We start from the raw sequence: 13,776 nt of genomic DNA, 5'->3' as shown, positions 1-13,776 counted from the left end.
TTCGGCGTAACCCCCACGTGCGACCGGCTGCCGCCGGTGCGTGGTCGCGGAGGCGCGCCGCTACGGCAATCAGGTGAACCGGCTGTTCTCCCCGTGCCGTCCGGGCCGGGCGGCGGAGCGCGAGGTCTCCCCACCCGGGGAAGTGCCCGGACCCCATGGGGGGACAGGGCAGGAACCATCCGGGAACGGTCATGGAACCCGCCGTGAACAGTCCCCGCCACGGTGCTGGTCAGCGGATCTTCCGGCGTGCCTGAGCGAAGTGATCTGCCGCTCGCCGACAGAACGTGCTACGGTTGCCGAGTTGCAGTTTTGGTACCCATGAACTTTATGTGCGCCTGACGGGAACCCTCCTCAGGCGCTTTATTGTTTTCCGGCTTTCTCCGGATGGGGCTCAATGCGGCGACTTGGAATTCGTAAAGTGCGGATTTCCGGCACTGCACCTCTTTTAGGAGAATGACATGGCTACTGGAACCGTGAAGTGGTTCAACTCGGAAAAGGGCTTCGGCTTCATCGAGCAGGACGGCGGCGGCGCCGACGTCTTCGCCCACTACTCGAACATCGCCACCCAGGGCTTCCGTGAGCTCCAGGAGGGCCAGAAGGTCTCCTTCGACGTCACGCAGGGCCAGAAGGGCCCGCAGGCGGAGAACATCGTCCCGGCCTAATCGCCGGACGCGTACCTCGCGACCGGGGCCCGCACCTTCACGGTGCGGGCCCCGGTTTGTGCTGTTTGCGACTCCTCCTCCCCGGTTCGGCTCCGCCGCCGGGACACCTGCCATGTGCTTGCATCCTGGGGCGCACATCACGCAGTCCACAGCAGTCGGCAGTAACCCCAGGAATCCCCCAGGAGGGCAATTCCGTATGACCCGCTCCGAACGCCAGGACCGACCGACCCGTAACCGCCCGACCAAGGGGCGCGGCACGGACCGGGCGCAGACGAACACCCGAGGATCCGGCAAGGCACCGGCCCGCCGCAGGACCGTGCCCGCCCAGGGCGGCGAGTTCGCCCTGCCGGAGACACTGACCCCCGCGCTGCCCGCCGTCGACGCGTTCGCCGACCTGGACATGCCCGCCGCGCTGCTGAAGACCCTCGCCGCACAGGGCGTGACCGACCCCTTCCCCATCCAGGGCGCGACCCTGCCGAACTCGCTGGCCGGCCGGGACATCCTCGGCCGTGGCCGCACCGGCTCCGGCAAGACCCTCGCCTTCGGCCTGGCCCTGCTCGCCCGTACCGCGGGACGCCGCTCCGAGCCGCACGCCCCGCTGGCCCTCGTCCTCGTCCCCACCCGCGAGCTCGCCCAGCAGGTCACCGATGCGCTGACCCCGTACGCCACCTCCGTGAACCTGCGCGTCGCCACCGTCGTCGGCGGCATGTCGATCAGCAGGCAGTCCGGAGCGCTGCGCCGCGGCGCCGAGGTGCTCGTCGCCACGCCGGGCCGGCTCAAGGACCTCATCGAGCGCGGTGACTGCCGCCTCGACCAGGTCTCGATCACCGTCCTCGACGAAGCCGACCAGATGGCCGACATGGGCTTCATGCCTCAGGTCGTCGCACTGCTCAAGCAGGTCGAGCCGGACGGGCAGCGGATGCTCTTCTCGGCGACCCTCGACAAGAACATCGACCGGCTGGTCAAGATGTTCCTCACCGACCCGGTCGTGCACTCGGTCGACCCGTCCGCCGGTGCCGTCACCACCATGGAGCACCATGTGCTGCACGTGGCGGACGAGACGGACAAGAAGGCCGTCGCCACCCGGATCGCCGCCCGCGACGGCCGGGTGATCATGTTCGTGGACACCAAGCGCGCCGCCGACCGCTTCGCCAAGCGTCTCCTCGCCAGCGGCGTACGGGCCGCCGCGCTGCACGGCGGCCGGTCCCAGCCGCAGCGCAACCGGACGCTGGACCAGTTCAAGAACGGCCAGGTCACCGCGCTCGTCGCGACGAACGTGGCAGCCCGCGGCATCCACATCGACGACCTGGACCTGGTCGTCAACGTGGACCCGCCGACCGACCACAAGGACTATCTGCACCGTGGCGGACGCACCGCGCGCGCCGGGGAGTCCGGCAGCGTCGTCACGCTCGTCCTGCCGGAGGAGAAGCGCGAGATGACCCGGCTGATGCAGGACGCGGGTATCGCGCCGCGCACCACCCGGATCAAGTCCAGCGACGAGGAGCTGAGCCGGATCACGGGCGCGCGTGAGCCGTCCGGCGTCGCGATCGTCATCGAGGTGCCGCAGCCGACGCAGCCCAAGCCGCGGACCCGCGGCGGGAGCCAGGGCTCCGGCCCGGCGTCCGGCGGGGCCTTCCGTTCGGGCAGCCGGGGCCGCGGGCGACGTGGTGGAACGGGCGCCGCGCAGGGCGGCACCGGCGGGGCGGCCCGTGGTGGTGCGGGCGGCGGTGCGGCTCGTGGCGCCGGCAGCGCGGGTGGATCCGCCCGGGGCGCCGGCTCCGGCCGGGCCGCAGGCACCGGGCGCGGCAGCGCTCCCGGCCGTGGCCGCCGGGCAGCGTGACCACCGGGCGCGGTGACTGGCCTCCGCCGGTCGCCGCGCCCTTCCTCACTGCCCGGGCGCGCCCTCGTACCGGTCGAGCGCACGCGCGGCCGCGTCGGCCGCCGCCGGGTCCGGAGAACCGGTCAGCTCCCGCAGCAGCGGAACCGCCCGTGCGGCGAACGGCTTGCCGCCGGTGTCGAACCCGAGCCGCGCCAGCACATCCACACCGAACGCCTGCCGCAGTGGATCCGCGTCCGCCGTCCACGCGGCCGCCGCCCGGAACGTCTCCTCGTCGCCGCGCAGCCACAGCGTCCCCACCGCCACCAGCCAGTTGTCCAGCCCGGGGCCCCCGCCCCGCAGCGCCCGGACGGCCAGCTCCTCGAACGGGGCACGCAGACCCAGCTCGTTCTCCAGGAGTGTCGCGATCGCGCCGTGCCCCGTCTGCAGTTCCTGGGACGCGAACGGTGCCCCGCCCCGCAGCAGTTCGACCGTGACGGTCACCCCGCCGTCCACCGGTGCCCGGCGCACCGTGCTCTCGTGGCCCTCGTCCCCGTACAGGCGCCGCAGCCCTTCGAGCAGTTCCTGCTCCACGTCCACCGTGAGCATGCGCCTGGCCTCGTCCAGTGCGGGGGAGAGGCCACGGGCGCCGTACCGGAGCAGGGCCCGTACGGAGTGCACCGATCCTCGCCGGGCCGCGACCACCAGCGGGACCTCACCCTGCGGGCCGGGCAGGCTCGGGTCCGCGCCGTGGGCGAGGAGGGTTTCCGCGACCCGTGCGTGGCCGAGGCCCACCGCCCAGCGCAGCGCGGTGAAGCCGAACTCCTCGCTCAGGTCCGGTGCGGCCCCGGCCGACAGCAGCGCTCCGACGACCTCGGCGTGGCCGCCGCACGCCGCCCCGCACAACGGCAGATCACCCGCCTCGGGCCCGCTCGCCCGGTTCGGGTCCGCGCCGGCGGCCAGGAGCAGCCTCACCGCGCCCGGCAGGTCCTGCACGGACGCCAGATACAGCGCGGTCGTCCCCTCCTCGTCGGCCGACTCGGCGGACGCGCCCGCACGGAGCGCCCGTACGACGGCGTCCTCATCGTCGTACAACGCCTCGAAGAGGGGTTTCGCACCCCCAGCGGGACCGTTCGTCATACACCGACCCTACGACCTGCCCGGTACGGGCCGGTCTCTCAGGTGTCGCACTCCAGGACGGTGCGGCACAGCCCGCACCGCGCCCGCGTCCGGCCCCGGGCCGGGACCCGGACGCGCTGGTGGCAGGTGGGGCAGGCGAAGGAGACCCGGAGCCCGTCCGTGCCGGCTTCGAAGGCGTAGGGGACGGACGGGTCCGGGGCGGTGCCCGGGTGGTCCCCGGCGTGGCGTCGGTCCTTGGCGTAACGGCGCCTGCCCGCCCACCCGGCGGCCGTCAACGGCGGCCGCCGCAGGTCACGCAGGGCCTCGGCCCGTCCCCTGGTGTACGCCGTGTACGCCTGAGGGCTGGTGAACCACACCGACGGGTCCTCTTCGAAGACCAGTGCGCGCTTGGCGAGTACGTACCCGAATTCCTCGGGCGTGAGATAGCCGAGCTTCTGGCTGGAGACCGCGTCCTGGCGGAAGGCGTCGAGCAGGAGCCAGCCCGTGCCGAGATAGGCCGTCACGGTGTCGGTGAGGATCTCGTTGTCGCGGGTGCCGGGGAGTTCCAGACCCAGCCGGTGCAGCAGGACATGGGTGATCTCGTGCGCGAGCGCGGCCCCGATGTCCCTGCGGTGCGTGCGGAAACGGTCGTTGAGCTCGATGAAGTACTCCGGCCCGGCGGTGAGTTCGACGCTCGCGGCGTGTTCCATCCGCCGGAAACCGACCACGACACGGGCCTGCGGCAGCCGCAGGTGCTCCACCAGGGCGCCCGCCACCCGCTGGGCGCCGAGATGCAGGTCGTCCACGTCGGAGAAGGCCGCGTCGACCGGGGCGAGGCTCGTGGCGTAGGAGCGCACACCGTCGGGGGAGAGCCGCCGGTAGAGCGCGGTGATCGCGGACCGGACCGCGTCGAGATGCGGGAACCCGTGGACGACCGGACCGCCGCTGCCGTTGCCGCCGTCGCTCACGTCCGGAACCCCCATCGATGACTTCAACGGACCTTCAGCTTAGGTCGATCCGGAAAGAACCCGCCGATGCCCGACAAGTGATCTTGGCCGGAAACCCTGCCTTGTGGCAGCGGTGAACGTTTCCCGATAATCGGATCGCTCTTGTCGGGGGCATGGCGAAATTGACCGGCCTGTGCCCCTGACCAGGACACGCACGCCCGCACGCCTGCAGCAGCACCCACCCCGACCCCCCACCCGAAAGCAGGCACAGTCCATGAAGCAGCTTCTGCGCACCCTCAAGAGATGCTCCGTCATAGCCGCGGTGGCCCTCGCCACCCTCAGCCTCCAGCCGTCGAACGCCTCCGCCGCCCCCGCGCCCGTCGTCGGCGGCACCCGTGCCGCCCAGGGCGAATTCCCCTTCATGGTCCGGCTCTCCATGGGCTGCGGCGGTGCGCTCTACAGCCCGACCGTCGTGCTCACCGCCGCCCACTGCGTCAGCGGATCCGGCAACAACACCTCCATCACCGCCACCGCCGGAGTCGTCGACCTCCAGTCGTCCTCCGCCGTCAAGGTCCGCTCCACCAAGGTCCTCCAGGCACCCGGCTACAACGGCGTGGGCAAGGACTGGGCACTGATCAAACTCGCCCAGCCCATCAACCAGCCCACCCTGAAGATCGCCACCACCACCGCCTACGACACCGGCACCTTCACCGTCGCAGGATGGGGCGCCGCCACCGAGGGCGGCGGCCAGCAGCGCCACCTCCTCAAGGCAAACGTCCCCTTCGTCTCCGACGCCACCTGCCGCCAGGCCTACGGCAGCGACCTCGTAGCCAGCCAGGAGATCTGCGCCGGATACGTCAGCGCCGGCGGTGTGGACACCTGTCAGGGGGACTCCGGCGGACCCATGTTCCGCAAGGACAACGCCGGAGCCTGGATCCAGGTCGGCATCGTCAGCTGGGGCGAGGGCTGCGCACGGCCCGGTTACCCCGGCGTGTACACCCAGGTGTCGACCTTCGCCTCCGCCATCGCGTCGGCGGCCGCGACCCTCTGACCAGGATCACCCCAGCCGCTCCCCGGGGGCGCCCGTCCCGACGGGCGCCCCCGGGCCCAGCTCCACGAACGGCTCCCCGGCCTCCTCCAGCTCCAGCACCCACACCTCGTTGGCACCCTCACGGAGCACCGGCCCCGGGACGTACAGCACCTGCCCGGGCCCCACCGACCAGTAACGGCCCAGGCAGAAACCGTTCACCCACACGAACCCGCGCGTCCAGCCCGGCAGCTCCAGCCCCGCATGACCGATCCCCGACACGTCCGCCAGGTCGAAGAGGCCACGGAACAGCCCCGTCCGCCCCACGCTCCCGGCATCCCCGAACGGCACCCGGGCCACCGCCCCCGGCTCGTCGAACGCGTCCAGACGCAACCCCCGCGCCCGCACCCCGTGCAAGAACTGGCGCTCGTGCAGCACACCGCCCGTGATGCCCTTCGGCTCACCCAGCCGCGGACCGTAGTTGACCCGGCCCAGCGACTCCACCCACAACTCCACCTCGGCCGGACCCGCCACGGGCTCCTCCAGCGTGTGGTCCTCCTCCGTCAGCACCCCCCGCCGCACCCCGTCCACGTACGCCACCGCCCGGTCCCGCAACCCCGCGACACGCAGCGGATACGCCTGCCGCGGCCCCGGCACACCCACCCGGTAGCGCACCAGGCCACGATCCACACCCAGCTCCTCGAACGTCGGCGCGACCCCCGACTCCGCCGTCTCCGGATCGCCCAGTACCTCCAGAACGGCCGGCAGCGGCGCGCCCCGCGTCAACTCCACCCGCACCGGACGCAACCCCACCGGCTCCGGAGGCAACGCCGGAAGCGGCCCGTCCCCGAACTCCTCCAGCACCTTCCGCATCGCCCAGAACTTCTCCGTGGCCCGCCCGTACTCATCGACCGGCGCGTCGTAGTCGTACGACGTCACCGTCGGTACCAGCCCCTGATCCTGCGAAGGGCCGGAACGGTTCGCCCCCGACCACCCGGCGAAACTCGTCCCCCCATGGGCCATGTACACATTCACCGAGGCCCCGCACTCCAGGATCTCCCGCAGCGCCTCCGCCGTCTCCGCCGGATCACGCACCACCGGCTCCGCGCCACACTGCCCGAACCAGCCGCACCAGAACTCCATACACATCAACGGCCCCCTCGGCCGGTGACGCCGCAGCACCCCGAAAGCCTCCCGCGCCCCCGACCCGAAATTGGCCGTGGCGAGCAGACCCGGCACCGAACCGCCCGTCAGCATGTGATCCTCCGGCCCGTCCGACGTGAACAGCGCAACCGTCACCCCGCACCGCCGCAGCAGCCCTGCCAACCACTCCAGATGCACCCGGTCCGAGCCGTAACTCCCGTACTCGTTCTCCGCCTGCACCATGATCACCGGCCCGCCCCGGGTGATCTGCCGCCGCACCACCTGCGGCAGCAACTCCCCGAACCAGCGCTCCACCGCCGCCCCGTACCCCGCGTCCCGGGTGCGCACCCGCCGGCCGAACCGCCCCGTCACCCACGCGGGCAGCCCCCCGTTCTCCCACTCGGCACAGATGTACGGACCCGGACGCACGATCGCCAGCAACCCCGCCCCGTGCACCGCGTCCAGGAAGCGGCCGAGCGCCCCCACGTCCCGCAGGCGCCCCTGCCGAGGCTCGTGCAGATTCCACGGCACGTACGTCTCGACACAGTTGAGGCCCATCGCCCGCAGCATCGACAGACGGTGCTCCCACTGGTCCTCGTGCACCCGGAAGTAGTGCAACGCCCCCGACAGCAGCCGGACGGGCTCCCCGTTCAGCCGGAAGTGGTCGTCCCCCACGGTGAAGTCAGTCATCGTGCTCGTACGCTCCTGTGTGCGATCCTCGCCGGCCATCAGCTTCGCCTGCGGCCCCCCGGCCGGTCCATGGAGAAAGCACGCCGGTGCTTGGACACAACACCCGGCCCGGAACATGTGCCCGGCCCGCCGGAGCGACCGAGTCCCGGATCCCGAACGCCCCCGCGCCTCCCGCTAGGCTCGCTGACCATGACCACGAGCGACATCGACGAGTCCGTACGAGCGGAACTGAACCGGCTGCGCGAAAGCATCGACAACATCGATGCCGCAGTCGTCCACATGCTGGCCGAGCGGTTCAAAGCCACCCAGCAGGTCGGCCACCTCAAGGCCGCACACCACCTGCCGCCCGCCGACCCCGCCCGCGAAGCCCGTCAGATCGCCCGCCTGCGCCAGCTCGCGGAGAGCGCCAGGCTGGACCCCGGGTTCGCGGAGAAGCTGCTGAGCTTCATCGTGGCCGAGGTCATCCGGCACCACGAACGGATCGCGGAGGAGTCGTCGGGCGAGACCGCACCGGCCGACGCCTGACCCGAGGCGGGACCGACGCCTCGGCCCGGGCCGCACAGCGCCCCGCACGGCGGGCGGCTGACACCCGCCGCCCGCCGTCAGCCCTGCGAGAACCCCACTGCACAGCCCCGGACCCGTACGGCAGCATGGGCGCCATGTCCGTACTGACGCGCAACGAAGCGCAGACCCGCGCCCAGCTCCTCGACGTACACCGGTACACGGTCGACCTCGACCTCACCACGGGCGAGGAGACCTTCGACTCCAGGACCGCCATCCGGTTCACCGCCCACACGGCCGGAGACACCTTCGTCGAGATCAAGCCGGAAACCCTGCGCTCCCTCAGCCTCGACGGACAGCCGCTGGACCCCGAACGCCTCGACGGCAACCGCTACCCCCTGGACAGCCTCACCGCCGGCCCCCACGAACTCGCCGTCGACGCCACCATGCGCTACTCCCGCACCGGCGAAGGCATGCACCGCTTCACCGACCCCGCCGACGGTGAGACCTACGTCTACACCCAGCTCTTCATGGAAGACGTCCAGCGCGTCTTCGCCGCCTTCGACCAGCCCGACCTCAAATCCGTGTTCGACCTCACCGTCACCGCACCCACCGGCTGGACCGTCCTCGGCAACGGCACCGCCACCCAGGCCGTCGAAGGCCGCTGGACCATCGCCCCCACCCCACCCATCTCCACCTACCTCGTCGCCGTCGCCGCAGGCCCCTGGCACTCCGTCACCACCCAGCACGCCGGACTGCCCTTCGGTATCCACTGCCGGCGCTCCCTCGCCCCCCACCTGGACACCGACGCCGACGAGATCCTCGGCATCACCCGCGCCTGCTTCGACCGCTACCACGAGAAATTCGACGAGCCCTACCCCTTCGACTCCTACGACCAGGCATTCGTCCCCGAATTCAACGCCGGCGCCATGGAGAACCCCGGACTCGTCACCTTCCGCGACGAATTCATCTACCGCTCCGCCGTCACCGACACCGAACGCCAGACCCGTGCCATGGTCGTCGCCCACGAGATGGCCCACATGTGGTTCGGGGACCTCGTCACCCTCACCTGGTGGGACGACATCTGGCTCAACGAGTCCTTCGCCGAGTACATGGGCTACCAGACCCTCACCGAAGTCACCCTTCCCCAAGCTCTCAACTCCGTTCGAGCAGGGGAGACCCCATTCCCCGACACCTGGGTCGAATTCGGCGTCTCCCGAAAGGGCTGGGGCTACGACGCCGACCAGCGCCCCACCACCCACCCCGTGGCCCCCGACCCGGACGCAGTCCCCGACACCGCCTCCGCCCTCCTCAACTTCGACGGCATCTCCTACGCCAAGGGCGCTTCGGCCCTGCGCCAACTCGTCGCCTGGCTCGGCGAGAAGGACTTCCTCGCCGGCATCAACACCCACTTCGCCCGGCACAAGTTCGCCAACGCCACCCTCGCCGACTTCATCGACAACCTCGCCACCGCCACCGACCGCGACGTCCACACCTGGGCCGCGAACTGGCTGCGCACCACCGGCATCGACACCCTCACCGCCCACGTCGAAAACACCGGCAACAGCTGGAACCTCACCGTCGACCGCACCGGCAGCCGCCCCCACCGCATCACCGTCGGCACCTACGACCACAGCCTCGACACCCTGACCGGCACCGACCAGCTCACCCCGCGCAGCCGCTTCGACCTCGACATCCCCCAGAACCACGCCCCCACCACCCAGCCCGGCCGGCGCCCCGACCTCGTCGTCCTCAACGACAACGACCTCACCTACGCCAAGATCCGCCTGGACCCCGACTCCTGGAACACCGCCCTCACCCACCTCTCCGGCATCCCCGACCCCCTCACCCGCGCCCTGCTCTGGAACACCACCCGCGACATGGTCCGCGACGGCGAACTCCACCCCACCGTCCACCTCACCGCCGCCCGCACCCACCTCCCCTACGAAACCGACCTCGCCCTCGTCCAAGGCGTCCTCGGCTTCGCCGCCACCCACATCGCGGACCGCTACCTCCCACCCCAGGACCGGCCCACGGCCCTCGCCACCCTCACCTCCCTGTGCCGCGACCTCCTCCGCCGCACCGAAGGCCTCACCGCCAAGGACTGGGAACAGAGCCGGAGCTCCGGCACCACACCCGGCAGCCCCGACCCCGGCCTCCGTCTCACCGCCGTACGCCACTTCATCGACGCCGCCACCCAGCCCGACACCATCCAGGACTGGCTCCACGAAGGCACCGTCCCCGGCGGGCCCGAACTCGACCCCGAACTCCGCTGGCGCATCCTCACCCGCCTCGCCGTCCTCGGCGCCACCGACGAAACCGCCATCACCCGGGAACTCGACAAGGACCCCAGCGCCACCGGCCAGGAAGGCGCCGCCCGCTGCCGCGCCGCCCTCCCCTCCGCCGAGACCAAAGCAACCGCCTGGCACTCCATGTTCACCGACGACAGCCTGTCCAACTACCTCTTCACCGCCACCGCCCAAGGCTTCTGGCAGCCCGAACAGAGCGAACTCCTCCGCCCCTACACCGCCCGCTACTACCGCGACGCCATCGCGCTCGCCGCACGCCGCGGCCCCGCCATCGCCGAAGCCGCCGGGCGCTACGCCTTCCCCGCCCACGCCATCGACACCGACAGCCTCCACCTCGGCGAACAGGCCCTCGACGACCCCGCACTCACCCCCGCCCTGCGCCGCAAACTGACCGACCAGCTCGACGACCTCCGCCGCGCCCTCGCCGTACGCGACGCCCACTGACCAGCACCCCCCACCCGCACCACCCACCACACCGTGCCCGGCCCCTCACCGAAGGGAGCCGGGCACGGTCGTACGAACAGCGAACGCCCATACCAGGCCCGCCCCCTCCAACACCCCCACACCGAACGGCAGTACCCCTTTCGGGTTCAGATCGTTGGGCTCTTCGGCCGCCCCCTCCGCGATCCGGACAAGCTGGCACCACCGCCCCCCGCACCCGAAGGACCACACCACCCATGCCCACCCCGCCCCTCGCCGGAGGCACCGCAGGCCCCGCCCACCTGCGCCCCCTCATCGACACCGTCCTCACCGCGCTCCTCGACGGCGCCACCCGCCGCGACGGCCCACTCCCCGCCGGCGGCCCCCACACCGTCACCGAAAAACTCCGCCGCACCACCGGCCCCCTCATCCCCGACCACGGCACCGGCGCCCACCACGCACTCCGCACCCTCGTCACCGCACTCACCGAAGGCGCCGCCGACCCCGCGCACCCCCACTGCGCCGCCCACCTCCACACCCCACCCCTGGCACTCGCCGCAGCGGCCGACCTCGCCGCATCAGCCCTCAACCCCTCCATGGACTCCTGGGACCAAGCCCCCGCCGCCTCCGCCCTCGAAACAGCCCTCACCACCGCACTCGCCACCGAGATCTACCCCCACACCCCCAAGCCCGACGCCCTCGTCACCACCGGCGGCACCGAAGCCAACCAACTCGCCCTCCTCCTCGCCCGCGAACGCCACGGCCCCGTACAAACCATCTGCGCCGCCAACGCCCACCACAGCATCGCCCGCGCCGCCTGGCTCCTCGGCCTCCCCCGACCCGTCGTCATCCCCGCCCCCACCGGCGTCATGGACCCCACCGCACTCCACGACACCCTCATCCACCACCACGGCCCCCTCCTCGTCACCGCCACCGCAGGCACCACCGACACCGGCCAGATCGACCCCCTCACCGACATCGCCGACCTCACCACCACCCACGGCGCCGAACTCCACATCGACGCCGCCTACGGCGGCCCCCTCCTCTTCAGCCCCACCCACCGCCACGCCCTCCGCAGCCTCCACCGCGCCCACAGCGTCACCCTCGACCTCCACAAACTCGGCTGGCAGCCCGCCTCCGCCGGCATCCTCGCCGTCCCCCACCACCACGACCTCACCCCCCTCCACCACCACGCCCCCTACCTCAACGCCGACGACGACACCGACGCAGGCCTCCCCGACCTCCTCGGCCGCTCCCTGCGCACCACCCGCCGGCCCGACGCCCTGAAAATCGCCGTCACCCTCCAAGCACTCGGCCGCGACGGACTCGCCGACCTCGTCGACCGCACCATCGCCACCGCCCACCACCTCGCCGACCTCATCGAAGAAGACCCCACGCTCGAGCTCTACGACCGCCCCACCATCAGCACCGTCCTCTTCCGCCCCGCACACACCGACGACACCACCGTCGCCACCATCCGCCGCGCCCTCCTCCACCAAGGACACGCCGTACTGGGCCGCGCCCGAACCGGCAACCGCCTCTGGCTCAAAGCCACCCTCCTCAACCCCCACACCACCCCCGACGACCTCGCACGTCTCCTCACCCTCGTCGCCCACGCCACCCCCGCCCACACCGGCACCGCCACGGAAGGCAGCACGTCCCGATGACCGACCGGACCACCCCCGAAGGCAACCGGACCCACGACCTCATCGGCATCGGCCTCGGCCCCTTCAACCTCTCCCTCGCCGCCCTCACCGACGGCATCCCCACCACCCCCGGTGCCCGCCCCCTCACCACCGCCTTCTACGAACAACGCCCCGCCTTCCACTGGCACCCAGGCCTCCTCATCGAAGGCGCCACCCTCCAAGTCCCCTTCCTCGCCGACCTCACCACCCTCGCCGACCCCACCAGCCCTTGGACCTTCCTCAACTACCTCCGCACCCGCGACCGCCTCTACCCCTTCTACTTCGCCGAGCAATTCCACATCCACCGCGCCGAATACGACGCCTACTGCCGCTGGGTCAGCGAACAACTCCCCACCATCCACTTCAACCACCAAGTCGACGCCATCCGCTGGAACACCCAGCGCTCCCACTTCGAGGTCGACTACACCCGACTCGGCCCCGACGGCGAAGCCGAAGCCCCCGGCCGCACCCACACCCGCCACATCGCCCTCGGCGTCGGCACCGCACCCTTCATCCCCGAACCCCTGCGCCCCCTCGCCGAAGCCCCCGGCATCCCCGTCATCCACTCCGCCGACTACCTCCACCACCGCGAAGAACTCCTCCGAGCCGACCACATCACCGTCATCGGCTCCGGCCAGTCCGGCGCCGAGATCTTCCTCGACCTCCTCCGTGCCCGCCCCCGCGGCATCGAGAAGATCCACTGGCTCGCCCGCACCCAGGCCTTCGCGCCCATGGAGTACTCAAAACTCGGCCTCGAACACTTCACTCCCGACTACACCCACTACTTCCACGCACTCCCCGAACACGTACGCGACACCCTCGTCCCCCAGCAATGGCAACTCCACAAAGGCATCGACACCGACACCATCGCCGCCATCCACGACGAGCTCTACCGACGCACCCTCCACGGAGGCTGGCCCGACGCCACCCTCACCCCCGGCGTCAGCGTCCGCACCGCAGGCCGCCTCTCCGGCAGCGGCACCCGCATCGAACTCCACCTCGAACACACCCAGCAGAACACCCGAAGCCGCCTCACCACCGACGCAGTCGTCCTCGCCACCGGCTACCGCGAACGCCCCCTCGACACCCTCCTCACCGGCATCGCCCCCCACATCCGCCGCGACACCCGAGGACGCCCCCGCATCCACACCGACTTCCGCCTCGACCTCGACCCCACCCTCACCGGCAACATCTACGTACAGAACGCCGAACGCCACACCCACGGAGTCGGCGCCCCCGACCTCGGACTCGCCGCCTGGCGCAGCGCCACCATCATCAACAACATCACCGGCACCACCCCCTACCCCCTCCCACGACGCACCGCCTTCACCACCTTCGGCCTCACCCCGCACGACGACCCCGCCCTCCCGGCCCCCGCCCCCGCCCCCGTCCCCGGGCAGGGCAGCCCTCCCAGCCCCCTCACCCAAGGGCGCACCGCAGGTACCGGTTGTCCCTGA

Annotated in this window: 10 protein-coding genes; 7 read left to right on the top strand and 3 right to left on the bottom strand. The window is 71.4% G+C overall.

Annotated features, from left to right (window positions below):
- Window positions 1–458 precede the first annotated feature (458 nt).
- Both ACFYSH_RS20865 and ACFYSH_RS20860 read left to right on the top strand, forming a co-directional pair.
- Entirely contained in the window at window positions 459–662 is a 204-nt protein-coding gene (locus ACFYSH_RS20865) for a cold-shock protein (RefSeq protein ID WP_015607926.1), read from the top strand.
- A gap of 196 nt (window positions 663–858) precedes the next feature.
- Complete coding sequence (locus tag ACFYSH_RS20860; RefSeq protein WP_388754338.1) at window positions 859–2,502, top strand: DEAD/DEAH box helicase; 1,644 nt, start codon at window positions 859–861, stop codon at window positions 2,500–2,502.
- A gap of 45 nt (window positions 2,503–2,547) precedes the next feature.
- On the opposite strand, the gene ACFYSH_RS20855 is transcribed toward ACFYSH_RS20860, so the two are convergent.
- Together ACFYSH_RS20855 and ACFYSH_RS20850 are read right to left on the bottom strand one after the other, a co-directional pair.
- Complete coding sequence (locus tag ACFYSH_RS20855) at window positions 2,548–3,618, bottom strand: ankyrin repeat domain-containing protein (RefSeq protein WP_388754335.1); 1,071 nt, start codon at window positions 3,616–3,618, stop codon at window positions 2,548–2,550.
- 38 nt (window positions 3,619–3,656) lie between these two features.
- Entirely contained in the window at window positions 3,657–4,580 is a 924-nt protein-coding gene (locus ACFYSH_RS20850) for a hypothetical protein (RefSeq protein ID WP_359466269.1), read from the bottom strand.
- 238 nt (window positions 4,581–4,818) lie between these two features.
- Between ACFYSH_RS20850 and ACFYSH_RS20845 the strand changes: the two genes are divergently transcribed.
- Window positions 4,819–5,595, top strand: a complete 777-nt coding sequence (locus ACFYSH_RS20845) for a serine protease (RefSeq protein WP_359466268.1) — start codon at window positions 4,819–4,821, stop codon at window positions 5,593–5,595.
- A 6-nt stretch (window positions 5,596–5,601) separates the two neighbouring features.
- Here the strand turns inward: ACFYSH_RS20845 and ACFYSH_RS20840 are convergent, their stop codons facing one another.
- The gene (locus ACFYSH_RS20840) at window positions 5,602–7,404 is read right to left on the bottom strand and encodes a beta-galactosidase family protein (RefSeq protein ID WP_388754331.1); all 1,803 of its coding nucleotides are present in this window, start codon (window positions 7,402–7,404) and stop codon (window positions 5,602–5,604) included.
- A gap of 189 nt (window positions 7,405–7,593) precedes the next feature.
- Between ACFYSH_RS20840 and ACFYSH_RS20835 the strand changes: the two genes are divergently transcribed.
- The 4 genes from ACFYSH_RS20835 (at window position 7,594) to ACFYSH_RS20820 (ending at window position 13,776) form a co-directional block, all read left to right on the top strand.
- Window positions 7,594–7,929: a chorismate mutase gene (locus tag ACFYSH_RS20835; protein WP_359466264.1), complete on the top strand. Its 336-nt coding sequence runs from the start codon at window positions 7,594–7,596 to the stop codon at window positions 7,927–7,929.
- Between the two features lie 134 nt (window positions 7,930–8,063).
- On the top strand, window positions 8,064–10,658 hold the full coding sequence (pepN, locus tag ACFYSH_RS20830) for an aminopeptidase N (RefSeq protein ID WP_359466262.1): 2,595 nt from the start codon (window positions 8,064–8,066) through the stop codon (window positions 10,656–10,658).
- 233 nt (window positions 10,659–10,891) lie between these two features.
- Window positions 10,892–12,301, top strand: a complete 1,410-nt coding sequence (locus tag ACFYSH_RS20825) for a pyridoxal phosphate-dependent decarboxylase family protein (RefSeq protein ID WP_388754327.1) — start codon at window positions 10,892–10,894, stop codon at window positions 12,299–12,301.
- A complete protein-coding gene (locus tag ACFYSH_RS20820) occupies window positions 12,298–13,776 on the top strand; it encodes a lysine N(6)-hydroxylase/L-ornithine N(5)-oxygenase family protein (protein ID WP_388754325.1) in 1,479 nt (492 codons plus the stop codon). Before ACFYSH_RS20825 ends, ACFYSH_RS20820 begins: the two co-directional genes overlap by 4 nt.

It is taken from the genome of Streptomyces sp. NPDC005791, from assembly GCF_042871485.1.
Taxonomy (GTDB): domain Bacteria; phylum Actinomycetota; class Actinomycetes; order Streptomycetales; family Streptomycetaceae; genus Streptomyces.
Note: the sequence above shows the minus strand (reverse complement) of the source record. Positions and strands in the feature narration are given on the sequence as shown.